19 protein-coding genes are annotated in these 26169 nt (G+C 73.2%); 10 read left to right on the top strand and 9 right to left on the bottom strand.

Going from position 1 to position 26169, the window contains the following annotated elements; translation table 11 throughout:
- Positions 1-172: 172 nt before the first annotated feature.
- From FHR36_RS05480 to FHR36_RS05465, 4 genes are all read right to left on the bottom strand, one after another.
- A complete protein-coding gene (locus FHR36_RS05480) occupies positions 173-1444 on the bottom strand; it encodes a sugar ABC transporter permease (protein WP_253794212.1) in 1272 nt (423 codons plus the stop codon).
- Positions 1441-2229 (bottom strand): ATP-binding cassette domain-containing protein, encoded by a 789-nt coding sequence (locus FHR36_RS05475; RefSeq protein WP_253794211.1) that lies wholly within the window; start codon positions 2227-2229, stop codon positions 1441-1443. The genes FHR36_RS05480 and FHR36_RS05475 overlap by 4 nt, the downstream gene beginning before the upstream one ends.
- Before the next feature lie 181 nt (positions 2230-2410).
- The gene (locus FHR36_RS05470) at positions 2411-3505 is read right to left on the bottom strand and encodes a sugar ABC transporter substrate-binding protein (protein ID WP_253794209.1); all 1095 of its coding nucleotides are present in this window, start codon (positions 3503-3505) and stop codon (positions 2411-2413) included.
- Between the two features lie 176 nt (positions 3506-3681).
- A complete protein-coding gene (locus FHR36_RS05465; RefSeq protein ID WP_253794765.1) occupies positions 3682-4869 on the bottom strand; it encodes an ROK family transcriptional regulator in 1188 nt (395 codons plus the stop codon).
- A 215-nt stretch (positions 4870-5084) separates the two neighbouring features.
- On the opposite strand from FHR36_RS05465, the gene pepN reads away from it, so the two are divergent.
- The gene (gene pepN / locus FHR36_RS05460; RefSeq protein ID WP_253794207.1) at positions 5085-7664 is read left to right on the top strand and encodes an aminopeptidase N; all 2580 of its coding nucleotides are present in this window, start codon (positions 5085-5087) and stop codon (positions 7662-7664) included.
- On the opposite strand, the gene FHR36_RS05455 is transcribed toward pepN, so the two are convergent.
- Together FHR36_RS05455 and FHR36_RS05450 are read right to left on the bottom strand one after the other, a co-directional pair.
- Positions 7624-9267, bottom strand: a complete 1644-nt coding sequence (locus tag FHR36_RS05455) for a sensor histidine kinase (protein ID WP_253794205.1) — start codon at positions 9265-9267, stop codon at positions 7624-7626. The two genes, pepN and FHR36_RS05455, sit on opposite strands and share 41 nt — an antisense overlap.
- Entirely contained in the window at positions 9264-9956 is a 693-nt protein-coding gene (locus FHR36_RS05450; RefSeq protein WP_253794203.1) for a response regulator transcription factor, read from the bottom strand. The genes FHR36_RS05455 and FHR36_RS05450 overlap by 4 nt, the downstream gene beginning before the upstream one ends.
- Positions 9957-10142: 186 nt before the next feature.
- On the opposite strand from FHR36_RS05450, the gene FHR36_RS05445 reads away from it, so the two are divergent.
- Genes FHR36_RS05445 through FHR36_RS05435 form a run of 3 tightly spaced genes read left to right on the top strand, consistent with a single transcriptional unit; the run spans position 10143 to position 12756 of the window.
- On the top strand, positions 10143-11498 hold the full coding sequence (locus tag FHR36_RS05445) for a ferredoxin reductase family protein (RefSeq protein WP_253794201.1): 1356 nt from the start codon (positions 10143-10145) through the stop codon (positions 11496-11498).
- 14 nt (positions 11499-11512) lie between these two features.
- Complete coding sequence (locus tag FHR36_RS05440; RefSeq protein ID WP_253794200.1) at positions 11513-11974, top strand: FMN-binding protein; 462 nt, start codon at positions 11513-11515, stop codon at positions 11972-11974.
- Complete coding sequence (locus tag FHR36_RS05435) at positions 11974-12756, top strand: FAD:protein FMN transferase (protein WP_253794198.1); 783 nt, start codon at positions 11974-11976, stop codon at positions 12754-12756. Before FHR36_RS05440 ends, FHR36_RS05435 begins: the two co-directional genes overlap by 1 nt.
- Before the next feature lie 105 nt (positions 12757-12861).
- Here FHR36_RS05435 and FHR36_RS05430 read toward each other — a convergent pair whose 3' ends face one another.
- Both FHR36_RS05430 and malQ read right to left on the bottom strand, forming a co-directional pair.
- On the bottom strand, positions 12862-13092 hold the full coding sequence (locus tag FHR36_RS05430; RefSeq protein ID WP_428832299.1) for a hypothetical protein: 231 nt from the start codon (positions 13090-13092) through the stop codon (positions 12862-12864).
- Between the two features lie 24 nt (positions 13093-13116).
- Positions 13117-15207, bottom strand: a complete 2091-nt coding sequence (malQ, locus tag FHR36_RS05425; RefSeq protein ID WP_407660802.1) for a 4-alpha-glucanotransferase — start codon at positions 15205-15207, stop codon at positions 13117-13119.
- 392 nt (positions 15208-15599) lie between these two features.
- Here malQ and FHR36_RS05420 point away from each other — a divergent pair, with 392 nt between their 5' ends.
- The gene (locus tag FHR36_RS05420; protein WP_253794195.1) at positions 15600-19403 is read left to right on the top strand and encodes a glycoside hydrolase family 84 protein; all 3804 of its coding nucleotides are present in this window, start codon (positions 15600-15602) and stop codon (positions 19401-19403) included.
- A 107-nt stretch (positions 19404-19510) separates the two neighbouring features.
- Here FHR36_RS05420 and FHR36_RS05415 read toward each other — a convergent pair whose 3' ends face one another.
- Positions 19511-20131 carry an HNH endonuclease gene (locus FHR36_RS05415; protein WP_253794193.1) on the bottom strand — a complete coding sequence of 207 codons (621 nt, stop codon included), beginning with the start codon at positions 20129-20131 and terminating at the stop codon, positions 19511-19513.
- Positions 20132-20424: 293 nt separating this feature from the next.
- On the opposite strand from FHR36_RS05415, the gene FHR36_RS05410 reads away from it, so the two are divergent.
- From FHR36_RS05410 to FHR36_RS05390, 5 genes are all read left to right on the top strand, one after another.
- On the top strand, positions 20425-21492 hold the full coding sequence (locus tag FHR36_RS05410) for a mechanosensitive ion channel family protein (protein ID WP_253794191.1): 1068 nt from the start codon (positions 20425-20427) through the stop codon (positions 21490-21492).
- 140 nt (positions 21493-21632) lie between these two features.
- Positions 21633-22856, top strand: coding sequence for an ROK family transcriptional regulator (locus FHR36_RS05405; protein ID WP_407660786.1), 1224 nt, complete (start codon positions 21633-21635; stop codon positions 22854-22856).
- 103 nt (positions 22857-22959) lie between these two features.
- Positions 22960-24309: an extracellular solute-binding protein gene (locus tag FHR36_RS05400; protein ID WP_253794189.1), complete on the top strand. Its 1350-nt coding sequence runs from the start codon at positions 22960-22962 to the stop codon at positions 24307-24309.
- A 10-nt stretch (positions 24310-24319) separates the two neighbouring features.
- Positions 24320-25273, top strand: a complete 954-nt coding sequence (locus FHR36_RS05395; RefSeq protein WP_253794187.1) for a carbohydrate ABC transporter permease — start codon at positions 24320-24322, stop codon at positions 25271-25273.
- Positions 25274-25278: 5 nt separating this feature from the next.
- Positions 25279-26169 carry a carbohydrate ABC transporter permease gene (locus FHR36_RS05390; RefSeq protein WP_253794185.1) on the top strand — a complete coding sequence of 297 codons (891 nt, stop codon included), beginning with the start codon at positions 25279-25281 and terminating at the stop codon, positions 26167-26169.

Here is a 26169-nt window from a genome sequence, read left to right as displayed (position 1 = left end):
CGGGTACGGGCCTGGTGGGCGTCGAAGCCCCGCACGAGTCTAATCTCCGCCGACGGGCGCAACGCAGTTGGCCAACCCGGAGGGGCGCGGAGAACCGCGCGACCGGCCGCCCTCGACGGGCTTGATGGCTGGTCGCGCGGTTCCCCGCGCCCCTGGGGCGTGCTGCGTGTCGTCAGCCTCGGCCGGAGGACTTCTGGGTCTTGCGGGAGACCGAGTCCAGGACGACCGCGGCGAGCAGCACCGAGCCGGTGATCATGTACTGGACCGCCTGGTTGACGTGGACCAGGTCCAGGCCGGTGATGATCGACTGGATGACCAGGATGCCCAGCAGGGCGGACCAGGTCTTGCCGCGGCCGCCGAAGAGGCTGGTGCCGCCGATGACGGCCGCCGCGATGGAGTTCATCAGCACGTTGCCGCTGCCCAGGAGCTTGTCCGCGGAGCCCTGCTGGGAGGCGATGAACAGACCGCCGAGGGCGGCCATGCCGGCCGAGATCATGAAGACCGAGATCCGGACCCAGGCCACGTTGATGCCGGCCCGGCGGGCCGCCTCGACGCCGCCGCCGACCGCGAAGATCTGGCGGCCGTAGGAGGTGCGGCGGAGCACGAAGTCGGTGATGACCACGACGGAGAGGAAGATCACCAGCGGCAGCGGCAGGCCGCGGTCCTGGTTGAGCATGTAGGCGGCGACCAGGCCGATCAGCGCGATCACGCCGGTGCGCAGGGCGATCTCGCTCATCGGGCGGGCGAGCAGCCCGGCGGCGTTGCGGCGGCGGCTGTCGAGGACCTGGCCGGCGCCGAAGAGCGCGATGCCGAGGACGGCGAAGCCCCAGGTGAACGCGACGTCGCCGTCGCCCAGGAAGTAGGTGTCCAGGTTGGCGAGCACACCGTCGTTGATGACGTTGACGGTGCCCTTGTCGCCGAGGACGGCCATCTGCAGGCCGGACCAGGCCAGCAGGCCGGCCAGGGTGACGACGAAGGCGGGGACGCCGATCTTGGCGAAGAAGAAGCCGTGCAGCGCGCCGATCGCGATGGCGGCGCCGATGGCGACCAGGATGGCCAGCCACTCGTTCATGCCGCTGCGCACCGAGAGGACGGCGGCTATCGCGGCCGAGACGCCGGCCACCGAGCCGAGCGAGAGGTCGATCTCACCCAGCAGCAGCACGAAGACGATGCCGACGGCGATCAGGCCCGGGCCGGCGATCCACTTGGTGATGTTGGTGAGGTTGTCGGCGTTCAGGAAGTCGCCGGTGATGCCCTGGAAGATGGCGCCGATCAGGATCAGGCCGAGCACGACGGGGACGGAGCCCAGGTCGCCGCTCTTCATCTTCCGCTTGAACTCGGCGAGGTAGCCGGCCAGGCCGGCCTCGCGGACCAGCAGGCGGGGGTCGACGGCGGGCGCGGGCGCCGCGTCGGCCGCGGGGGTGGTGGTCTGCTCGGTGGTCACTTTGCTTCCTCCGCGAGACGTGCCTGGCGGCGGGTGACCGCGTTCTCGGTGGCGCCGGTGATGGCGGAGATGATCTCCTCGTGCGAGGTGCTCTCCACCTCGAAGACGCCGTTGTTACGACCCAGGCGGAGCACCGCGACGGTGTCCGCGACGGCCTTGACGTCGGCCATGTTGTGGCTGATCAGGATCACGCCGAGGCCGCGGCCGCGCAGCCGCTCGACCAGGTCGAGCACCTGGGCGGTCTGCTCGACGCCGAGGGCGGCGGTCGGCTCGTCCAGGATGACGATCTTCGGGTCGCCGACCAGGGCGCGGGCGATCGCGACCACCTGGCGCTGGCCGCCGGAGAGCGCGGCGATCGGGATGCGGACGCTGGGGATGCGGATCGAGAGCGTGTCGAGCAGCTCCCGGGCGCGCTTCTCCATGGCGACCTCGTCGAGCGTGCCGAACTTCTTCAGCTCACGCCCGAGGAAGAGGTTGCCGACCACGTCGAGGTTGTCGCAGAGCGCCAGGTCCTGGTAGACGGTGGCCACGCCGAGCGCCTGGGCGTCGTGCGGGCGGTTGATCGAGACCGCCGTGCCCTCCCACTCGATCGAACCCTCGTCGATGGGGTGGACGCCGGCGATGGTCTTCACCAGCGTCGACTTGCCCGCGCCGTTGTCGCCGACCAGGGCGACCACCTCGCCGGCGTGGACCTCCAGATGCACGTCGGTGAGTGCCTGGACGGCGCCGAAGCGCTTGGAGACCCCGCGCAACGCCAGTACGGGTGCGCCTGTCACGTGAACCATCTCCTTATTCCCGTGCCCGTCCTGACGACTGGTTGCCCATGGCACGGCCGGCCCGCGCGCCGACCCGGGCGCGCGGGGTAGTGCGAGAAAGAGAGAACAGGGCGCGGTGGCTCGTGGGCCCACCGCGCCGCGGTGGGCGGCGCTCCCCGGTGTGGGGTCGGGCAGCGCCGCCCGGACGGTGTTACTTCAGGCCGGCGGTGGCGCAGGCGGCGGCGTAGTCGCCGGTGCAGATGTCGCTCACCTTGTACAGGCCGTCGGCGATGACGGTGTCGTTGATGTTGGCCTTGGTGACGACCTTGGGGTCGAGCAGCTTGGCCGGGATGGCCTTGTCGGTGTCGCTGTCGATGGTGGAGGACGCGACGGACTTGATGTCCTTGCCCTGCAGCAGGTCGACGGCCAGCTCGGCGGCCGAGTCGGCCAGCGGCTTGTAGGCCTTGTAGATGGTGTAGGCCTGGTCGCCGGCGACGATGCGCTGGATGGCGTCGAGGCCCGCGTCCTGGCCGCCGACCGGGACGTTGATGCCCGCGGACTTCAGCTGGGTGATGATCGCGGCGGCCATGCCGTCGTTGGCCGAGTAGACGGCCTGGAAGCCGTCCTTGGTCAGCTGGGTGATCGCGGCACCCATCTTCTGACCCGCCACGGTGGGCTTCCACTCACCGGACTGCTCGTAGACGATCTTCTTGACCTTGCCGTCCAGGACCTTGTGGGCACCGGCCTTGAACTTGCCGGCGTTCGGGTCCGCGTCGTCACCGTTGATCATGACGACGTTGGCGTCGGCGGCCTTGGCGCCCAGCGCGTCGACCAGGGCCTGGCCCTGGAGCTCGCCGACCTTCTCGTTGTCGAACGAGACGTAGGCGGAGACCGGGCCGGTGGCCAGGCGGTCGTACGCGATGACCTTGACGCCCTTGTCGGCCGCCTCCTTGACCCACGCCTGGGTCGACTTGGCGTCGAAGGCGTCCAGGATGATCACCTTCACGCCCTGGGCGATCAGGGTGTCGAACTGCTGCTTCTGCTTGGCGGCCGAGCCCTCGGCGTTGGAGTACTTGACGTTGCAGTCGGAGCAGAGCGCCTTGACCTTGGCCTCGATGAACGGCTTGTCGAAGGACTCGTACCGGGTCGAGGACGCGTTCTCCGGGAGCAGCAGGCCGATCGACTTGGTGTCGCCGGAAGCGGCGTCACCCTTCTTGTCGCTGCCGGCCTTGCCACAGGCGGCCATGGTGAGAGCCATCGAGACGGCGGTGGCGCCGATGACAGCGCGACGCATCATTGCGTTCATGGTGGGGGGTGCCTCCCTGACAGAGCCGCAACGTTGCGGCGAGGTGGGCAGGAGTCAACCCGGTCACCAAGCTTGTCGTCAATAAGTAAACCCAAGGCCCAGCTGATCCAGATTGTTTCGTTATCTTCCTGAAGGCCGACCCGAGACCAATCGGCCTCGGGTTGGTCTGGACCAGGTCAGGCGCCGACCGCCGAGGGCTGCCGGATCACGCCCGATTCCCCCATCTCGCTCATCACCAGCGCGAGCGCCCCGAGCACCTCCGCACGGCCACCGAGCGTGCCGGGAACCACCGAGAGCTGACGCCCCGCACTGGGGATGGCGTACCGCGCCACGGAGTCCCTGATCGGGGAAAGCACCAGCTCACCGGCCTCGGCCAGGTCGCCGCCGAGGATGATCCGGCGGGGGTTGAGCAGATTGCAGAGCGTGGCCACGCCCATCCCGATCTGCCGGCCCGCGTCGGCGATCACCCGACGGCAGCCCAGGTCGCCCTGGTGGGCGAGTTGCACCACCTTGGACAGGGTGAGCTCACCCGGGTGGTTGGCGTTCAAGAGGTTGAGCAGGTAGCGGGAGCCGACGAAGGTCTCCAGGCAGCCTCTGTTGCCGCAGCGGCAGACCGGCCCGGCCTCGTCCAGGGTGATGTGCCCGATCTCGCCGGCGGTGCCGCCCGGGCCCCGGTAGATCTGGCCGTTTATCACCAGCCCGGAGCCGACACCGCTGGCCACCTTGATGTACGCCAGGTCGCCGAGACCCCGGCCGGCGCCCCAGACCAGCTCGCCGAGCGCGCCCAGGTTGGCGTCGTTGTCGACGTACACCTGCATGCCCAGGCGCTGCGAGAGCTCCTGGCCGGGCCGGACGCCGGTCCAGCCGGGCAGGATCGCGGTGGAGCCGAGCGCCCCGGTCTCCACGTCGATCGGGCCCGGCACGCCGAGGCCCACGCCGATCACCTTGTCCGACCGGAACCCGGCCTGCTTGAGCAGCTTGGCGACCATCTGCTCGGCCCGGTCGAAGCCCTGCTGGGCCGAGACGTCGGTGTCGATCGGCTCGCTCTCCTCGGCCAGCACCCGGTGCGCCAGGTTGCCCACCGCGACCCGCAGGTGGGTGTGGCCGAAGTCCACGCCGACCACGATGCCGGCGTCGCCGCTGAGCGAGACGCTGCGCGCCCGGCGGCCGCCGGAGGAGGTGTCGGCGACCACGACGGTGCCGCTCTCCTTGAGCTCCCGGACGATGTTGGACACCGTGGCGGCCGACAGGCCCGTGCTGCGGGCGATCTCCGCCTGGGTGAGCGACCCGGCCATCCGGACCGCCCTCAGCACCCGCTCGAGATTCGCCCGGTGCAGCGAGGACTGCGAACCCGGTGTGTCCATAGACATGCTTCAACCCTCCAGGGCGCCGCGCCATTGCGACAGGTCCATATTCAGCTTCAACTTCTGAACTCTATGCTCCGCCACCCCGGTAAGGGCCAGTCAAGTGGACACAGGGATCGTTAGGAAACCTCCGCACCCACCGGGTATTCACAGGTCGGCGCGAGATCCCACATGGCAGGATGCCGGGTGTTCACACCGACGAAGGAGTCCTGCGAGTGCCTGGCACCAACTTGACCCGTGAGGAGGCCCGCACCCGGGCCGCGCTCCTGCACGTGGAGGCCTACGACATCGAGCTCGACCTGAGCTCGGCCCGCGACGGAGGCACCTTCCGGTCCACCACCGTGGTCCGGTTCACCTCCACCACGCCCGGCGCCCCGACCTTCATCGACCTGGTCGCGCCGAGCGTCTCCGAGATCGTGCTCAACGGCGAACAGCTCGATACCGCCAACTTCGCCGACAGCCGGATCGCCCTGCCCGCCGTCCAGGCCGACAACGAGCTGCGGGTGGTCGCCGACTGCGCCTACACCAACACCGGCGAGGGCCTGCACCGGTTCGTCGACCCGGTGGACGGCGAGACCTACCTGTACACCCAGTTCGAGGTGCCGGACGCCCGCCGGGTGTTCGCCGTCTTCGAGCAGCCCGACCTCAAGGCGACCTACCGCTTCACGGTGACCGCCCCCGAGGGCTGGGTGGTGGTCTCCAACTCGCCGACCCCCGAGCCGACCGGCGAGGGCGACACCCGGGTCTGGTCCTTCGAGCCCACCCCGCGGCTGTCCTCGTACGTCACCGCCCTGGTCGCCGGCCCCTACGTGGGCGTCTTCGACGAGTACGCGGCCGGCGAGCAGCGGGTGCCGCTGGGCGTGTACTGCCGCCCCTCGCTGCGCGAGTACCTGGACGCCGAGGCGATCTTCGACGTCACCAAGCAGGGCTTCGAGTACTTCCAGCAGAAGTTCGAGTTCGACTACCCGTTCGCCAAGTACGACCAGCTCTTCGTGCCGGAGTTCAACGCCGGCGCGATGGAGAACGCGGGCGCGGTCACCCTGCGCGACCAGTACGTCTTCCGCTCCAAGGTGACCGACGCCGCGTACGAGGTGCGCGCCGCGACGATCCTGCACGAGCTGGCCCACATGTGGTTCGGCGACCTGGTCACCATGGAGTGGTGGAACGACCTCTGGCTGAACGAGTCGTTCGCGACCTTCGCCGAGGTGGTCTGCCAGGCCGAGGCCCCCCAGTCGAAGTGGCCGCACTCCTGGACCACCTTCGCCAACCAGATGAAGACCTGGGCGTACCGGCAGGACCAGCTGCCCTCCACCCACCCGATCATGGCGGAGATCAACGACCTGGAGGACGTCCAGGTCAACTTCGACGGCATCACCTACGCCAAGGGCGCCTCGGTGCTCAAGCAGCTGGTGGCCTACGTCGGCCAGGACGCCTTCTTCGAGGGCGTGCGGGCGTACTTCAAGCGCCACGCCTGGGGCAACACCCGCCTCAGCGACCTGCTCGGCGCCCTGGAGGAGGCCAGCGGCCGCGACCTGAAGACCTGGTCCAAGGCATGGCTGGAGACGGCCGGCATCAACGTGCTGCGCCCGGCGCTCACCATCAACACCGACGGCGAGATCGAGTCCTTCGCCGTGCTGCAGGAGGCCCCGGCGCTGCCCGCCGGCGCCCGCGGCGAGGCCGTGCTGCGCCCGCACCGGATCGCCGTCGGCCTCTACGAGCTGGTCGACGGCCGCCTGGTGCGCACCGACCGGATCGAGCTGGACGTGGACGGCCCGCGCACCGAGGTACCGGAGCTGGTCGGCCGCCACCGCCCTGCGGTGCTGCTGCTCAACGACGACGACCTGTCCTACGCCAAGGTCCGCCTGGACGAGGACTCGCTCACCGTGGTCACCCAGCACCTGGGCGACTTCGAGGACTCGCTGCCGCGCGCGCTGTGCTGGGCCTCCGCCTGGGACATGACCCGCGACGGCGAGCTGGCCACCCGCGACTACCTGGCGCTGGCCCTGTCCGGCCTGCAGCGGGAGACCGACATCGGCGTGGTCCAGTCGGTGCACCGCCAGGTCAAGGTGGCCCTGGAGCTCTACGCCGACCCGGCGTGGCGCGAGGAGGGCCTGCAGCGCTGGGCCGCCGCCGCCGAGGAGCAGCTGCGCGCCGCCGCCCCCGGCGGCGACCACCAGCTGGCCTGGGCCCGCGCGCTGGCCGCGGTGGCCCGCACCGAGGGCCAGCTGGACCTGCTGGCCGGCCTGCTGGACGGCACGGTCGAGCTCGACGGCCTGGCCGTCGACACCGAGCTGCGCTGGACGCTGCTGGCCCGTCTGGCCGCCGCCGGGCGCGCCGACGACAAGGCGATCGACGCCGAGCTGGCCCGCGACAACACCTCCTCGGGTGCCGAGCACGCCGCCAGCTGCCGGGCGGCCCGCCCGACCGCGGCGGCCAAGGCGGAGGCCTGGGCGTCGGTCATCGACTCCGACGCGCTGACCAACTACGTCCAGGAGGCGGTGATCGGCGGCTTCCAGCAGGCCGACCAGCGCGCGCTGCTGGCCGAGTACACGGCGAAGTACTTCGCCGCGATCAAGGGCATCTGGGAGACCCGCAGCCACGAGATCTCGCAGCAGATCATCGGCGGCCTGTACCCGGCGTACCAGGTCGAGCAGGCCACCCTGGACGCCACCGACGCCTGGCTGGCCGAGGCCGACCCGGCGCCGGCGCTGCGCCGTCAGGTGATCGAGGCCCGGGCCGGGGTGGAGCGGGCGCTCAAGGCGCAGGTCGCGGACCGGGAGCTCGGGGGGAAGTGACCTCCTGAGCCGGATCCGGCGCAGCCGCTCGGGACGGGCCTTCGGGTCCGCTCCGGGCGGCTGACGCCGTTTCGGGCCCGGTCCGGGTGGCTGACGCCGGGTCGGGCCCGCTCCCGTTCCCGCCCGCGGCGGGGTCGGGCAGCACGACGGTGAAGACGGTGCGGCCCGGACGGCTGCTCACCGCCACCGTGCCGCCGTGGGCGGCGACCACCGCCCGGACGATGGCAAGGCCCAGACCGGTGGACCCGGTCCGCCGGGAGCGGGCCCGGTCGCCGCGTACGAAGCGCTCGAAGACCCGCTCGGCCAACTCCGGTTCGATGCCCGGCCCGGTGTCGGCGACGCTCAGCGCCGTCCGGCCGGCGAGGCGTTCCAGCCGGAGCGTCACCTCGGTGCCCTCGGGGGTGTGGGTACGGGCGTTGGCCAGCAGGTTGGCCACCACCTGGGCGAGCCGGTCGGCGTCGCCGGCCACCAGCACCGGGTCCTCGGGCAGTTCCAGCCGCCAGCGGTGACCGGGTCCGGCGGCCCGGGCGTCGGTGAGGCCGTCCAGCGCGACCCGGGTCAGGTCGACCTCGGCGACCGCCAGCGGCCGTCCGGCGTCGAGCCGGGCGAGCAGCAGCAGGTCCTCGACGATCGCGCCCATCCGCTGGGACTCGGCATCGATCCGGCGCAGCGAGTGGCGCACCGGCTCCGGCACCGGCCCGGGGTGGCGCAGCGCCAGTTCGGCGTGGCCGCGGACGGCCGCCACCGGCGTCCGCAGCTCGTGGCTGGCGTCCGCGGCGAACGCCCGCAGCCGTTCCTCGACGTTCTGGCGGCGGGTCAGCGCGTCCTCGACGTGGCCGAGCATCCGGTTCAGGGCCAGGCCGACCCGGCCGACCTCGGTGCGCGGGTCGTCGTCCGGCACCCGGACCGGGAGCGCCACCGCGCCGCTGGCCAGCGGCAGGGCGCCGACCCGGTCGGCGGCGTCGGCGACCCGCTCCAGCGGGCGCAGCGAGATCCGTACCCACAGGGCGCCGGCCGTCCCGGCCACGGTCAGGCCGACCGCGAAGACCAGCGCCTCGATGGCGCCCAGCCGCTGGACGGTCTCGTCCACCGGGTGCAGCGGCAGGCCGGTGACCAGAACGTCGCCGTCCCGGCCGGCCACCGCGGCGACCCGGTAGTTGCCCAGGCCGGACAGCTGCACGGTGCGCGGGGCGGCGCCCGCGGCCAGGCCGGCGAGCCGGTCCCGGTCGCGGGTGGAGAGGTGGGCGAGGTCGTCCCCGGTGTCGGCCGTCGGCACCGGGTCGTCGTCGCCCGGCGGGATGCCGGCCACCACGGCGGCCTGGGTGACCGTGCCGTTCACCAGCCGGGCCGCGAAGGTGCCCGGTGCCTGGCCGCGGCTGTCCGCCCCGCCCGCCCCGGGGTGCTCCAGGCTGGCGGCGTAGCGGCCGCCGGCGGACTGCAGCCGCTCGTCGACCTGGCCGGCCAGGAAGTGCCGCAGGGCGGTCGTGGTGGCCACGCCGATGCCGGTGAAGACCAGGGCGAGCAGCACCAGCAGTCCGGCGATCAGCCGCGCCCGCAGCGTCCTCGGCAGGCGCGCGAGCAGGCGGATCCGCGGCCGCCTCATCCGGCTGCCTTGATCAGGTAGCCGGCGCCGCGGACGGTGTGGATCATCGGCGTCCGCCCGGCGTCGAGCTTCTTGCGCAGGTAGCTGATGTACAGCTCCACCACGTGGGCCTGCCCACCGAAGTCGTACGACCACACCGCCTCCAGCAGCTGGGCCTTGCTGAGCACCCGCCGGGGGTGCTGCATCAGGTGGTGCAGCAGGGCGAACTCGGTCGGGCTGAGCTCCACCGGCTGCCCGGCCCTGGCGACCTCGCGGGCCGCCGGGTCGAGCACCAGGTCGCCCAGGACCAGTGCGCCGGGCGGCGGGGCGGCCCCGTCCGGGGCCGGGAAGGCGCGGCGCAGCAGTCCACGCAGCCGGACCACCACCTCGGCCAGGCTGAACGGCTTGGTCACGTAGTCGTCGCCGCCGGCCGAGATGCCGGCGATCCGGTCCTCCACCGCGTCCCGGGCGGTGAGGAAGAGCACCCGTACCTCCGGCGCCCCGTCGTGGATCCGGCGGAGCACCTCCAGGCCGTCCAGGTCCGGCAGCATCACGTCCAGGACCACCGCGTGCGGCCGCCACTCGGCCGCGGCGGCGACCGCCGCCGTCCCGTCGGTGGCGCCCCTGGCCTCCCAGCCCTCGTAGCGCAGCGCGCCGCAGACCACCTCGACCAGGTCGGGCTCGTCGTCGACCACCAGGATTCGGTACATCAGCCCATTCTGCCCCCGCGCGATGAGAAAGCAGTGAGATCCACTCCGCCCGACCGGCTCGCCGCCACCTGCCCTGAGCTGCGAAAACGCACCGATGAGCGGTTGCTGAACGGCGGCGACTCAGAGGCAACTGAGAGGTTCGGCTGCCAGGGTGGGACGCACCGCGAACCCCGAAGGAGGCCTGCCGTGACCGCACTGACCACCCCGGCCCGGCGTGCGCACCGGGCCGCCCCGCGCCGGCCGGCGCCCACCGAGGCCGTGCCCCGCACGGTGCTCGCCCTGATCGCTGCGGGCGCCCTCGCCGTGGTCGCCCTCTGGTGGTCCGACACCGAGGCGGTGGTGGGCGCGGCCGGTTGGCTGACCGGCGCCGGCCGGATCACCGGCCTGCTGGCCGGGTACACCGCGCCGGTGCTGCTGCTCCTGATGGCCCGGATCCCGCCGCTGGAGCGCTCGGTCGGCGCCGACCGGCTGGCCCGCTGGCACGCCCACGGCGGCCGCTACCTGGTCGGCCTGGTCGCCGCGCACGTGCTGACCATCGTGTGGGGCTACGCGCTGACCGACGGGCGCGGGGTGCTGGGCGAGGGCGTGGAGATCGCCTTCCACTTCCCCGAGATGCTCAAGGCCACCCTGGCCACCCTGGCCATGCTGGGCACCGGCGCCGTCTCGGCCCGGGCCGCACGCCGCCGGCTGAGCTACGAGACCTGGTACTACCTCCACCTGGTCACCTACCTCGCGGTCGCGCTGGCCTTCTCCCACCAGCTGGCGACCGGCGCCGACCTCGGCGAGGGCCCGGCCCGCGCCGCCTGGTACGCGCTGTACCTGGGCACCGCCGCCGCCCTGGGCTGGTACCGGCTGGCACTGCCGTGGCTGCGCGACCGCCGCCACCGGCTGCGGGTGGCCGAGGTGCGGCCGGAGGGTCCGGGCGTGGTCTCGCTGTTCCTCACCGGCGAGCGCCTGGACGAGCTGCACGCCGAGCCCGGCCAGTTCTTCCGGCTGGAGTTCCAGGCGCCCGGACTGCGCTGGGCGGCCAACCCGTACTCGCTGTCCGCTCCCCCGCACCCGCGGTTCCTGCGCTTCACCGTGAAGGACCTCGGCGGCCACAGCGCGGCCGTCGCCCGGCTCGCCCCCGGCACCCGGGTGCGGGCGGAGGGCCCGTACGGCGCCTTCACCGCGCGGCGGCAGCGGGCCCGCCGGGTGCTGCTGCTGGGCGCCGGGGTCGGGATCACCCCGCTGCGGGCCCTGTTCGAGTCGCTGGACGGCGAGCTGACGCTGGTCCAGCGGGCCCGCCGGGCCGAGGAGGTGCTGTTCCGCGCCGAGCTGCGGGTGGTCGCCGAGCAGCGCGGCGGGCGGGTGCACGAGCTGCTCGGGTCGCGGGCCGAGGTCGGCGACCTGGGCGCGGCCCTGCGGCGGCTGGTCCCGGACCTGGCCGCGCACGAGGTGTACCTGTGCGGCCCGGACGGCTTCGCCGAGGAGGCCGTCCGCGCCCTGCGGGCCGCCGGGGTACGGCGCTCCCGCATCCACCACGAGTCGTTCGCGTTCTAGAGGAGCCACCCCGCATGCGCCGAGCCGCCGTCACCGTCACCGCCACCACCGCGGGCGTCATCCTGCTCCTCTCGCTCAAGCCGCACGAGGGCGGGACCGCGGCCGCGCCGATCACCTCGGACTCCTCGGGCTCCACCGGCTCGTCCGGGTCGGGGTCCGAGTCCGGATCCGTTCAGGCCACCGAGCCGTCCGCGGGCGCCACCCGCTCGATCACCGGGAACGCCGTGAGCACCCGGTACGGCCCGGTCCAGGTGAAGGTCACCCTGACCGGAACGAAGATCACCAAGATCGACGTGGTGCAGTACCCCACCCGGGACCGCCGCGACCAGGAGATCAACAGCTACGCGCTGCCCGTCCTCAACCAGGAGGCGATCGCCGCGCAGAGCGCCAATGTCGACGTGGTCTCCGGCGCCACCTTCACCAGCGACGGCTACGCCCGCTCGCTGCAGAGCGCCCTCGACAAGGCGGCCGGCTGATGCTCCGCCACGCCGAGCACGTGATGGGGACGGTGTTCTCGTTCGCCGTCCGCGACCCGGGCCCGGACACCGCCGCGGCTGTGCGCCGGATCGTCGAGCGGTTGCACCGGATCGACGCGGTGTTCTCCCCGTACCGCCCGGACAGCGACATCAGCCGGCTGGACCGGGGCGAGACGACGCTCGAAGCATGCGACCCCGAGGTGGCGCAGGTACTGGACCGCTGCCGGGAGATCGCCGCCGAGACCGGCGGCCGGTTCACCGAGCGGCCGCACGGACGGCTCGACCCCAGCGGCTGGGTCAAGGGCTGGGCGGTCGAGGAGGCGTCACGGGCGCTGCGGACGGCCGGATCCCGCGACCACAGCGTCAGCGGCGGCGGCGATGTGCAGACCGCGGGCGGCCCCTGGCGGATCGGCATCGCCGACCCGCTGCGCCCCGGCGCGCTGGCCGCCGTGGTCACCGGCCGCGACCTCGCGGTCGCCACCTCGGGCCCGGCCGAGCGCGGCGACCACATCGTCGACCCCGTCCGCGGTCGCCCGGCGACCGGACTCGCCTCGCTCACCCTGGTCGGCCGCACCCTGGCCCGTACCGACGCCCTGGCCACCGCCGCCTTCGCGATGGGGCCCGAGCGGGCGATCGAGTGGGTCGCGGCCCATCCGGACGTGGCCGGGCTCGCCGTCCACCCCGACGGCCGCCGCGAGCGGACCCCCGGCTTCGCCCGCCACCTGGCCCCGGCCGACGCGGGCACCTGGCAGCTCCCGGCCCCGCTGCGCACCGCGGGCTGACCCCGGGAACGCCGACGGGGCGCGGACCCGGCGGGAGCGGGCGCGACGTGCGCCCTGCTCCGGCCAGGGCCCGCGCCCCGGACGGTCGGTCCCGTGGGACCGGAACTACTTCTTCTTGCCCTTGGTGACCGAGGGCAGCATGACGAGGCCGGCGATCACCACGAACATCAGGATCGGCAGGGCCACGAACAGGCCGAGGGTCTGGGCGACCGTCAGGCCGCTGCCCGGGTCGTCGCCGTCGTCCCGGACCAGCGCCATGGCGGGCGACGACATCAGCATCATCAGCGTGGCCGTTGCGGAGACCGCACCAGCGCGCAAAGCGTTCCTCTTGTCCACGTTTCCCAAGGTACCGGCCGCCGGTCAGACGTCGCGCGCCGGGGTGGGCCTTCCGGCGTGTCCGGTCAGCGCCCGCACCAGCCGCCGGGTGCCGACCGCCGCGGCCAGCTGGTCGAGGGTGACCGGAGTGCCGCCGCGGTCCGAGACCGGCAGCCGCCAGTTCGGGTACTGGTCCCAGGTGCCGGGCAGGTTCTGCGGCCGCGGGTCGCCGACCGTGTCGGGCAGCCAGACGCCGACCAGCTCGGCCGGAGTGCTGCGCAGGAAGGCGTACAGCGCCTCGGGCGTGAGCTCGTCGCCCTTGTCGAGCAGCCCGACCCGGGCGAGTTCGGTCCGCCACTCCGCCAGCTCGGCGGCCGCCTCGGCCTGCTCCTCACCGAGCGGCCGGGCCAGCAGGCCGAGCCGGTGCCGCAGCTCCACGTGCTCGCCGGAGAGCCGGGCCGCGGTGGACGGCAGGTCGTGGGTGGTCAGGGTGGCCAGGCAGCCGGCCCGCCACCGCTCCGGCGGCAGGATCTCGCCCTTGGCCTTCCAGTCCCGCTCGAACCAGAGCACCGAGGTGCCGAGCACCCCGCGCTCGCTCAACTGCTCCCGCACGCCCGGCTCGACGGTGCCCAGGTCCTCGCCGATGACGTACGTGCCGGCCCGGTGCGCCTCCAGCGCCAGCACGCCGAGCATCGCCTCCGCGTCGTAGCGCACGTACGCGCCCTCGGTCGGCGGGTTGCCGTCCGGCACCCACCACAGCCGGAACAGGCCCATCACGTGGTCGATCCGGATCGCCCCGGCGTGCCGGGCGGCCGCCCGCAGCAGCTCCGCGTACGGGGCGTAGCCGGCCGCGGCGAGCGCGTCCGGGCGGAAGGGCGGCAGGCCCCAGTCCTGGCCGTGCGCGTTGAACGCGTCCGGCGGCGCGCCGACGCTGATGCCGCCGGCGAGGACGTCCTGCAGCGCCCAGGCGTCGGCCCCGTGCGGGTGGACGCCGACGGCCAGGTCGTGGATCAGCCCGACCGCCATTCCGGCCTGCTCGGCGGCCCGCTGGGCGGCGCCGAGCTGGGCGTCGACCTGCCAGGCCAGCCAGCGGTGGAACTCGATCCGCTCGGCCGACTCCGCCTTGGCGGCGGCGACATGGGGGCTGTCGGGGTGGCGCAGGCCCTTCGGCCAGTGGTGGTGGTCCGGGCCGTGCAGCTCGGCCAGCGCGCACCAGGTGGCGTACCGCTCCAGCCACTCCCCCTCGCGCCGGACGAAAGCCTGGTAGGCGGCCTCCCGGCCGACCCCGCGCTCCACCCGGTGCAGCACCTCCAGCGCCTGCCGCTTGAGCGCCCACACGGCGTCCCGGTCGATCAGCCCGTCGTGCCGCAGCACCTCGTCGCGCAGCAGGGCGGCCCGGCGGGTGAGGTCGGCGAGGTCACCGAGGTCGGCGTAGGCGTACTCGGGGACGGCCTCGATCCGCAGGTGGACCGGATCGGCGAAGCGGCGCGAGGACGGGCGGTACGGCGACGGGTCGGACGGTGCGCCCGGCATGCCCGCGTGCAGCGGATTGATCTGGAGGAAGCCGGCGCCGAGTTCGGCCCCGGCCCACTGGGCGAGTTCGGCCAGGTCGCCCAGGTCGCCCATGCCCCAGGAGCGCTCGGACAGCACCGAGTACAGCTGGGCCAGGAAGCCCCAGCCCCGGCCCGCGGGCTCGGGCAGCCGCTGCGGGGCGACGATCAGCACCGCCCGCGACTCCCGGCTGCCCACCCGGGCGGTCAGGGCGTGGCGGCCCAGCGGGAGGTCGGCGGGCAGCCAGTGCGAGCGCCCCTTGGGCAGGCTCCACTCGCCGCCCTCCTCCAGTTCGATCACCACGCTCGCCCCGGCCGGCACGTCCAGCGCCGTCCGCCGCCCGGCCCGGACCACCACGCACGGCGGCAGCAGCCGGGCCGCCACCTCCACCCGGTGCCGCTCCAGCTCCGCCCGCACCGACTCCGGTGTGCTCGCGTCCACCCCGAGCGCCGCCAGCACCGCGACCAGCGTCCCGGGCGCCACCGGCACCGGGCCGCTGCCCGGGTCGTAGTCGCTGTCCACCCCGTACGCGTGCGCCAGCGCCACCAACTCCGGTGGCGCGGGCGGATTGTCCTGTGCCGGCACCTGCTCACTGCCGGCCTGGTCACGGTCAAGGTATGCGGCCACTCAGCGCACTCCGTCCTCGGACGCCCAAACGCGAACAGCCCAGTCCTACCCGGACGGACGCCACCCGACCCCGACCGACACGGGCCGCGTCCGCGCCGGGCACCGGACGGGTGAACCGGCGGCCCGACGCGGCGGGTCCACGCGTCCCCGATGGGTGCACGTCCCGCTGCGCTCCGCTGTCCCCGAACGGGAGCCGCTCAGTACATATCGGGCATATCCAGCAGCGACGTTGACAGTGCCCTGGCCAACTGATGGGCTGGGGCGGCCCGCTGCCCGGCGGGCGGCGGGACGGACCGGCAGTGTGTCGCGGCGGCACCGGTGAGCTGGGATTTCGGGTGCGAGGAGGCTCCGTGCAGGCGCGCGTGTCGGTGGCGGCGGGGCGACGGCTCAGGCAGCAACTGGAGCAGAGTGCGGCCCTTCGCGACGTCCTGGCCCATCCGGCCGCGCTGACGGCGCGCCGGACGGCCGCGCGGACGGCCCGGCAGTTGGCGCCGAAGGCCGCCGACCGGTTCATCGCGGACATCAAGGGGACCACCCCGCTGCTGGCGTCGGTACGCGCCGAGCGCAGGGCCGGGCGCCGCAGCGGAGTGCTGCAGATGGCGGCGACGCTGTCGGCCGCGGCCGTGGTCGGCGGCCTGCTGGTGAGCACGCCCGGGTACGCCGTCCCGCTGGAGCCCGCCTCGGGCCGCGCGGTGAGCACCGCGCCGGCCGAGTTCCCGCTGGGTTCGATGGCGGATCCGCAGGTGTTCCCGCGGCCGCAGCAGCTGCAGGCGGCCGGGAAGCCGGTCGCGGTGCCGCGCGCGGTCAGCCTGGTGCTCGCGGACGGCGCGGACGGCCCGGCGGTGGACGCGCTCCGCGACCTGCTGATCACGGCGGGCGCCACCGAGGTGACCCCGCTGCCCGAGCCGCCGGCGCCGACCGCCGGCTCGCTGGTGGTGTACGTCGGTGGTCCGCGCGAGGGCGCGGGCGGCCCGACCGACCGGACGCTGCGCGAACTGGCGGTGGCCACCGGGGCGAAGGACACCGAGGCGCCCTCGCTCGACGGCCTGCCGGCCGGCGGTTACGTGCTCAGCGCCGGACAGCTGCCCGCCCCCGGCGGCGGCGCGTACGGTGCGGTCGTGGTGGCCGGCGCCGACGGCGCCGGCACCTTCTACGCGGTGCAGAGCCTGCGCCAGCTGCTGGCGCCGATCGCGCCCGGCCAGGGCCAGGGCTCCGAGGGCGAGCGGGGCTTCCCCGGCGTCTCGGTCCGCGACTGGCCGAGCGGCGCGCCGGTGCGCGGCACCGCGGAGTCCTTCTACGGCACCCCGTGGACCACCGACGAGCGCCTCGCGCTGCTCGACTTCCTCGGCCGCACCCGGCAGAACTACTACCTGTACGCCCCCGGCGGTGACCCGTACCGGCTGCAGCGCTGGCGCGAGCCGTACCCGGCCGCACAGCTGGACCAGCTGCGCGCGGTCGCGGCGAAGGCCCGGCAGAACCACGTGACGGCGGCGTACTCGATCGACCCCGGCCAGTCCTTCTGCTTCAGTTCGGCCAAGGACGTGGACGCCCTGGTCGCCAAGCTGGATTCGCTGCGCCAGGCCGGCTTCAGGGCGTTCCAGCTGCAGTTCCTGGACGTCAGCTACGACGAGTGGCACTGCGGCAACGACCGCAAGGCGTACGGCACCGGGCCGGCGGCCGCGGCCAAGGCGCAGGCCGCGCTGGTCGCCAAGGTGCAGGAGCGGCTGATCTCCCGCCACCCGGAGCTGGCGCCGCTGTCCGTGGTGCCGACCGAGTACCAGAAGCAGGGCGCATCCCCGTACCGCTCGGCGCTGGCCGCGGAGTTGCCGCAGGGCGTCCAGGTGGCGTGGAGCGGCGGCGGGGTGATCCCCAAGCAGGTGACCGGCGGTCAGCTCGGCGACACCTCGGGCCTGTTCGGCCGGCCACTGATGACGCTCGACAACTACCCGGTGAACGACTCCGCGCCGGACCGGCTGTTCCTCGGCCCGTACAGCGGCCGCGATCCCGATGTCGCCAAGCGCTCCGCCGCCCTGGTGACCTCCGCGATGAGCCAGCCGGTGGCCTCCCGCCTGCCGCTGGCGACCGCCGCGGACTTCGGCTGGCGCCCCGACGGCTACCAGCCGCAGGAGTCGTGGCGGGCCGCGCTGCGCTCGCTGGCGGCCGGACCCGCCCAGCTGACCGCGCTCACCGCGCTGGCCGGCAACAGCTCCTCCTCCCCGCTGAGCAAGGACGAGTCGGCGTACCTGACCCCGCTGCTGGACCGGTTCTGGAGCACGCTGGAGCCCACCTCGGGCGCCGTGCCCGATCCGGCGAAGCTGAAGGAGGCCGCCGACCCGCTGCGGCTGGCGTTCGGCTCGATGGCGGACGCACCGCAGGCGCTGGCCGGCGACCCGATCGCCGCCGACGCCGCCCCGTGGCTGAGCCGCCTCGCCGCGTACGGCCGGGCCGGGCGCACCGCCGTCGACATGCTGCTCGCGCAGCGCGGCGGGGACGGCACCGCGGCGTGGCAGGCCCGGGTCGAGGTCCGCCAGCAGCGCGAGCAGCTGGAGCAGTCGCCCGTCACGGTCGGCGCCGGTGTGCTCGACGCCTTCCTGGAGCGGGCCCTGAAGTCCGCCGACACCTGGTCCGGGATGACCGAGGGCGGGATCAGTCCGACCACCACCATGGGATCCGCGCACGACCACGTGCCCGCGCTGATGACCGACGGCGCCGCCGACACCTTCTACTGGACCTCCGCCCAGCCGCAGGTCGGCGACGCGGTCGGGCTGGACCTCGGCTCGCTGCGCCCGCTCGGCCAGGTCACCGTCCTGATGGGCTCCTGGGGCGACGGCCCGGACGCGGCCAGCGCCACCGACGACTACCTGCACGACGGGGTGCTCGAGTACACCACCGGCACCGGCGGCTGGAAGCAGCTGGCCAAGGTGCACGAGCAGAAGTCGGTCTCGATCACCGCCCCCGCCGGCACCATGGCCCGGGCCGTCCGGCTGCGCGTCACCAGCGGTCAGAAGACCGCCGTGGCGGTGCGCGAGTTCAGCGTCACCGCGCCCGAGGACACCCCGGCGATGGTCAGCGGCCCGCCCGCCGCCCCCGGCTCCTCGCCCTCCGCCGTCCTCGACGGCGACCCCGACACCGCCTTCCGCGCCGCCGCCGCCCCGGCCGCCGGCGACACCCCGCTCACCATCGAGCTGGGCAACGCCCGCCCGCTCGACCGGGTCACCGTCCTCACCGACCCGACCGTGCGGGCCGCCGCGACCGTGCAGGTCCGCCGACCGGACGGCAGCTGGGAGGCGATCGGCGCGGTGCAGCCCGGCTACAACGAGCTGCGCGCCGGCGGGAAGCCCGCGGATGCCATCCGGCTGGTCTGGGCACCCGGCGGCGAGCCGCCGGTGGTCAACCAGATCATCCCCTGGTTCACCGACACCCCGGTCGCCCGGCTGACCCTCGCCGACCCGGTCATCGACGTGATCGCCGGCGCCCCGGCGCCCGCCCAGACCCGGGCCGTGCTCGAATCCGCCCGCCCCGACGGGCTCAGCGGCGAGCTGAAGGCCGAGGTGCCCGCGGTCGCCGCCGGCCTGGTGGTGGCCCCGACCGGGTCGGTCACCGTGCCGCGCGGCGGGAAGATCGGCGCACCGGTGCAGATCACCGCCGCCGCGACCACCCCGTCCGGGACGTACCAGGTGCCGCTCACCTTCACCGTCGGCGGCGTCGCCGTACGGCAGGTGCTCCAGGTCCACGTGGTGCCGCCCACCGGCGGGGCCGACCTGGCCCGCACCGCCGTCGCCTCCTCCTCGGGCGACGAGTCCAGCGTGCTCTGGGCCGCCGCGATCAACGACGGCGACCCCAAGACCCGGTGGTCCGCGCCGCCCGCCGACAACGCCTGGGTCCAGCTCAAGCTGCCCGCCCCGGTCCGGCTCGGCTCGGCCGTCCTCCACTGGCACGACGCCTACGCCTCCGCCTACCGCCTCCAGGCCTCCACCGACGGCGTCACCTGGACGACCGTCGCCTCCGTCGACGACGGGCGGGGCGGCAATGAGACGGTCCGCTTCGACGCGCCGAACACCCAGTACCTGCGGGTGCAGGGCGTGTCCCGGGCGACGAAGTTCGGCTACTCGCTGTACGGCGTCGAGCTCTACGCGGTGACGTCGACCCCGTAGCGCACGACCCCGTAGCGCACCAAGACGGCGGGCCGCCGACGCTCCCGCTGGGGTGCGCCGGCGGCCCATGAGGCATACCGAGTGTGTGACGGGCAGGCCCTTGTCTGTCAGGCGGAGAGCGGCTCCGGGTGCTCTCCGCGGTGGACGGGGTGCGACCGGCCGAGCGGGGCCGGGAGGGCACCACCGTGGTCGGTATGGTCGTGGTGCTCGAAGTCCCGGAACTGCTCCAGTCCTCCGTACGGCTCCAGGTAGGGCCGCCAGCGCGGGTCCTTGATCCCGGTGCCGATCACCCGCCAGGCGAGGCCGGCGGGTGCTGCGGGCGGGTGCTTCATCCGCCAGCCGAGGTCGGCGAGGTGGCGGTCGGCCTTGGTGTGGTTGCAGCGGCGGCAGGCGGCGACGACGTTGTCCCACCGGTGCTGGCCTCCCCTGCTGCGCGGGATGACGTGGTCGACGCTGGTGGCGGCGGCCCCGCAGTAGACGCACCGCCCGTGGTCACGGGCGAACAGGGCGCGGCGGGTGAGCGGGACGGGCCCGCGGTAGGGGACCCGGACGAAGCGGGTCAGTCGGACGACGGACGGTGCCGGAAGAACGGCGGTGGCGCTGTGCAGAGTGATCTCCGAGTCCTCCAGGCTGACTGCCTTGTGGTTGAGGACCAGGATGAGTGCGCGGCGCATCGATACGACCCCGAGTGGCTCGTAGGACGCGTTGAGGACCAGGACATGCGGCACGGAGGCCTCCTTGGACGCCTGCGGCGCGTGGCTCGCGCCGGGACGAGCGGTTTGATCACGCCTTCGAGGCGTGATCTCCCCCAGTGTCGCCTTACGTCGTCGTACGACGCCACCATTTCTCTGTGAACGGACCGCACTCCTCCGGGCCCGAGGGGTGTGCGTTCCGTCATATCCCTTATTCCCGGTCGCGCCGCTCGATGCACGCGGGGGCCCTGGTGAGGGCCCCCTTCGGGGGACCCGGGACCCGCTGACGGGGTGTCCGGAGGGTCCGCCGAGGCCGATAGGCTGGGGCGATGCTCGCCGATTCCACCCCGAACACCGCACCTCCGACGTTCAACCTGCCCACCAGCACCGCCGACGTGACCACCACGACCAAGCAGGCGGCGAGCTGGCTGGACGACAACTGGCAGAGCTGGCTGGCGGCCGGTCTGCGGATCGTCTTCATCGTGCTGTTGGCCCTGGTGCTGCGGGCGGCGGTGCGCAAGCTGATCGACAAGCTGATCGCGCGGATGGCCCGTCCGGCCGAGGCGGAGGCCGAGCTGGGCATGATCGGCGGGCTGCTGGCGAACAGTGGGGTGGTGAACACCGAGCGGCGGCAGCAGCGGTCCGAGGCGATCGGCTCGGTGCTGCGCAGCGTGTCGTCGTTCACCATCCTGGGCACGGCCGCCCTGATGGTGCTCTCGGCCCTCGGGGTGAACCTGGCGCCGCTGCTGGCCAGTGCCGGTGTGGCCGGTGTGGCGATCGGTTTCGGCGCGCGCAACCTGGTGACGGACTTCCTGTCCGGGGTCTTCATGATCATGGAGGACCAGTACGGCGTCGGCGACGAGATCGACACCGGGGTGGCCACCGGCACGGTGCTGGAGGTGGGCCTGCGGGTGACCAAGCTGCGCGGTACCAACGGAGAGATCTGGTACATCCGCAACGGCGAGGTGAAGCGGGTCGCCAACATGAGCCAGGGCTGGGGCACCGCGACGGTCGACGTCCAGGTCGCCTACAAGGAGAACCTGGAGCAGGTCGAGGCGCTGATCGTGGAGACCGCCGAGCAGCTGTCCAAGGAGACCCCGTACGACGAGCTGATCTGGGGCCGGGTGAAGGTGCTGGGCGTGGAGTCGGTGGCCGCCGACTCGGTGCTGCTGCGGATCGAGGCGCGCTGCACGCCGGGCCGGGCGGCCCAGGTGTCGCGGACGCTGCGGATGCGGCTGAAGGCGGCGTTCGACCTGGCCGGGGTGAAGCTGAAGGAGGAGGCGGCGCCGGCCGCCGCGGCGCCGACCGTCCCGGAGGTGGCGCCGCCGTCGGTGCTGGCCGACCCGGCCTCGGCGCGCTCGCTGGCCACCAAGCCGATCCCGGCGCAGTCCGAGTGACGCAGTCCGAGTAACCGCGCGATAACGAAAGCCCCGCTCTCCGGAGCGGGGCTTTCTTCGTTCTTGACACCACCCACCACGCGATTGGAAACTTTCCTAACAGTTGGCCGGACCGCACCGCGCAGAGGAGGATCAGGGCCGTGACCGAGAACCCCCGCACCCGTCGTTCCCCGCAGGCCGGCACCCCGCAGACCGGCACCCCGCTGGCCGGCACCCCCAGCCTGCTGCGCGCCATCAACGACCGCGCCGCGCTGGAGCTGCTGCTCGCCCACGGGCCGCTCTCCCGCACCCGGATCGGCAGCCTCACCGGCCTGTCCAAGCCCACCGCCTCCCAGCTGCTGGCGCGGCTGGAGGCCGCCGGGCTGGTCGTCCCGGTCGGCACCACCGCCGGCGGCCCCGGCCCGAACGCGCAGCTGTACCAGGTCAACCCGGCCGCCGGGTACGTCGCCGGGGTGGACGTCACCAGCACCCACGTCCGGGTGGCGGTCGCCGACATCACCGGCGTCACGCTGGCCGAGCACCGCGAGCCCACCGCCGACTGGCCGCCGGCCGAGACGGTGGCACGCACCGCCCGGGCGGTGGCGCAGGCGGTCCGGCTGGCCGGGCTGCCCGCGGACGCCCTGCGGGAGACCGTGATCGGCATCGGCGGCGCCCTCGACCCCAGCACCGGCGAGCTGCGCTACGCCGAGCATCTGCCCGGCTGGCACTCCTCCCGGCTGATCGCCGAACTGGAAGAGGCGATCGGCACCCCGGTCTCGCTGGAGAACGACGTCAACCTGGCGGCCGTCGCCGAGCAGGCGGTCGGCGCCGCGGCCGGCTGCGAGGACTTCGTCCTGCTCTGGGCCGAGGAGGGCATCGGCGCCGCGATCGTGATCGCCGGCCGGCTGCACCGCGGCTTCACCGGCGGCGCCGGCGAGGTCGGCTACATGCCGGTGCCGGGCGCGCCGGTGGTCGACGACCTGCGCAAGGAGGGCTCCGGCGGCTTCCAGGAGCTGGCCGGCGAGCCCGCGGTGCTGGCCCTGGCCGAGGCGCACGGGCTGACCGCCGGGACCGCCGAGCAGGCGGTGGCCCTGGCCGTGGAGAGCCCGGCGGGCGAGGCCTTCCTGGCCGCACTGGCCGACCGGCTGGCCGTCGGCCTCGCGGTGATCGTCTCGGTGGTCGACCCGGAGCTGCTGGTGCTCTCCGGCGGCACCCCGACCGCCGGCGGCGAGCGCCTGCGGGCCCTGGTCCAGGACGCGCTGCACCGGATCTCCATCCCCCGGCCGGAGGTGCGCTGCTCCGCCGTACCGGGCTCACCCGTCCTGCACGGCGCCCTGCAGCGCGCCCTCGCCACCGCCCGGGACGCCCTCTTCACCACCCGCTGACCACCCCGATGCCCGGCCCGCACCACCGCACCACGCTCCCATCCCCCGCACACGGGCCGACGGGCCCTGCCGCCTGCCCCCGTACCCCCAGGAGAGCCCCCGCATGGTCATCAACCGCAGCACCCTGCGCACGCCCGCCGCCCTCGCCTCCGCCGCCTGCCTGGCGCTGCTGGCGACCGCCTGCACCGGCACCGGCGACGGGGGCGGCGACGACGGTTCGGCCGCCGGAAAGGACGTCACCATCACCTTCTGGCACGGCTGGAGCCAGGACAACGAGGTGAAGGCCATCAACGACAACGTGGCCGCCTTCGAGAAGCTGCACCCCAACATCCACGTCAAGGTGGTCGGCAACATCGCCGACGACAAGAGCGAGCAGGCCCTGCGGGCGGGCGGCCCGGACGCGCCCGACGTGGTCTCCTCCTTCACCACCGACAACGTCGGCAAGTTCTGCGCCTCGAACGTGTGGACCGACCTCGGTCCGCTGCTGAAGAAGGACGGCATCGACCCGGCCGCGACCTTCCCGGCCGCGATGCTCCAGTACACGCAGTTCAAGGGCGACCAGTGCTCGCTGCCGCTGCTCGGCGACGCCTACGGCCTCTACTACAACAGGACCGCCTTCGCCGCGGCCGGGATCACCGCGCCGCCGAAGACCTTCAGCGAGTTCGAGGCCGACGCGGCCAAGCTGACCGTGCCCGACGGCGACTCGTACAAGCAGCTCGGCTTCATGCCGAACTACCACGGCTACGAGACCGCCATCGCGCACTACCTCGGCCAGTACGGGTCCACCTACTTCGGCGCCGACGGCAGGTCGAACGTGGCCACCGACCCCACCGTGGCGGCGGCCCTGACCTGGCAGAAGTCGCTGGTCGACAAGCTCGGCGGCTTCGACCGGCTGGAGAAGTACCGCACGGGCTTCGGCGACGAGTTCAGCGCCAAGAACCCGTTCACCACCGGGCAGGTGGCGATGGCGCTGGACGGCGAGTGGCGGACCGCGTCGCTCGCCGAGGACAAGCCCGCCTTCGAGTGGGCCACCGCGCCGTTCCCGGTGCCGGACGACCAGGCCGCGAACTACGGCCGCGGCTACCAGACCGGCACCATCGTCGGCATCGCCAAGGGCAGCCGGAAGCAGACCGCCGCCTGGGAGCTGGTCAAGTACCTGACCACCGACACCGACGCGGTGGTCTCCTTCGCCAACGCGATCCACAACGTGCCCAGCACCCTCGCCGCGCTGTCCTCCCCCAAGCTGGACGCCGACGCCAACTTCCGCACCTTCCTGGACATCGCGAAGAACCCGCACTCCGCCACCACCCCCGCCTCGATCAACGGCGGCGCCTACCAGGTCTCCCTGCAGAACCTCAGCTACGAGGTCGAGGCCGGCCGGCAGACCGACCTGGGGGCCGGGCTGACCGCCACGGCCAAGGAGATCGACGCCGCCGTCGACCAGGCGAAGTGACACCGACGCCATGGCACTTCAGCTCCCCACCCCGCCCGCGCTGCGCCGCAAGCGCCGCCGCGAGGCCGTCCGCACGGCGGCCTTCCTCTCCCCCTGGCTGATCGGCTTCGGCGTCTTCTTCGCCTACCCGCTGCTCTCCACCGTCTACTTCTCCTTCATGCGGTACGACGGCTTCACCGCACCGACCTTCGCCGGCCTGAAGAACTGGGACTACGTCTTCAACCACTACCCGTTCTTCTGGACCGGGCTCGGCAACACCCTGTGGCTGGTGGCCGTGATGGTCACCCTGCGGGTCGCCTTCGGGCTCGGCATCGGCCTGCTGATCACCAAGGTGAAGACCGGCGCCGGCTTCTTCCGGACCGCCTTCTACCTGCCGTACCTGGCCCCGCCGGTGGCCGCCACGATGGCGTTCGCCTTCCTGCTCAACCCCGGCACCGGGCCGGTCAACCACCTGCTCGGCAAGCTCGGACTGCCGCAGCCCGGCTGGTTCACCGACCCGAGCTGGTCCAAACCCGCGCTCACCCTGCTGGCGCTGTGGGGCATCGGCGACCTGATGGTGATCTTCATGGCCGCCCTGCTGGACGTCCCGCGCGAGCAGTACGAGGCCGCCGAGCTGGACGGCGCCTCGCCGTGGCAGCGGTTCCGCTACGTGACCCTCCCGAACATCTCGCCGATCGTGCAGTTCGCCGTGGTCACCGGCGTGATCCAGACCATGCAGTACTACACCCAGGCGATCGTCGCCGGGAAGGTCGCCAGCGGCGTGATCGGCGGCTCCGGCCAGCAGTTCGAGCCCGGCTACCCGCACGGCTCCACCTGGACGCTGCCGCAGATGGTCTACAGCCTCGGCTTCCAGCGCTTCGACACCGGCTCGGCCTGCGTGGTCGCGGTGATCCTGTTCGCGATCTCGATGGCCTTCACCTCGGTGCTGCTGCGCCGCGGCGCCGGCCTGGTCGGGGAGGACTGACACCCATGGCACTCGCCTCGTCCCTGCCCGCCCGGGCGGCCGTCCGCCCGGCCGCGGCCCGGATCGCCCGCCGGCGCGCCGCGCTGCACTGGCTGGCCGTCCACTCGCTCGCCGTCGCGGCGGCGCTGTTCTTCGTCCTGCCCTTCGTGTTCGTCTTCCTCACCTCGGTGATGAGCGACCAGCAGGCCCTCACCTCCGAACTGTGGCCGCACCAGTGGCGCTGGGGCAACTACGCCAAGGTCTGGCACACCCCCGGCTTCCTCACCTGGTGGCGCAACACCCTGGTGTACGCGGGCGCCGGCACGGTGCTGACCGTGGTCTCCAGCCTGCCGGTCGCGTACGCGCTCGCCAAGTTCCGCTTCCGCGGCCGGGGCCTCGCGCTCACCGCGGTCATCTCGATGATGATGCTCCCGCCGCAGGTCACCGTCATCCCGATGTACCTGTTCTGGGCCAAGCAGCTCCACCTCACCGGCTCGCTCTGGCCGCTGGTCATCCCGATGCTGTTCGGCGACGCCTTCTCCATCTTCCTGCTGCGGCAGTTCCTGCTGACCGTCCCGCGGGAGTACCTGGAGGCCGCCCGGATCGACGGCTGCGGCGAACTGCGCACCCTGCTGCGGGTGGTGCTGCCGATGGCCCGCCCGGCGATCGCCGCGGTCGCGCTGTTCCAGTTCTTCTACTGCTGGAACGACTACTTCGGCCCGCAGATCTACGCCAGCGAGAACGAGGGCGCCTGGACGCTCAGTTACGGACTGGAGTCGTTCAAGGGCGCCCACCACACCAACTGGAACCTCACCATGGCCGCCACCCTGCTGGTGATGGCACCGGTGATCGTCCTGTTCTTCTTCGCCCAGAGAGCCTTCATCGAAGGCGTCACACTGACAGGGGTCAAGGGCTGA

The sequence above is a fragment of the Kitasatospora cinereorecta genome (assembly GCF_024172095.1).
Taxonomy (GTDB): domain Bacteria; phylum Actinomycetota; class Actinomycetes; order Streptomycetales; family Streptomycetaceae; genus Kitasatospora; species Kitasatospora cinereorecta.
Note: the sequence above shows the minus strand (reverse complement) of the source record. Positions and strands in the feature narration are given on the sequence as shown.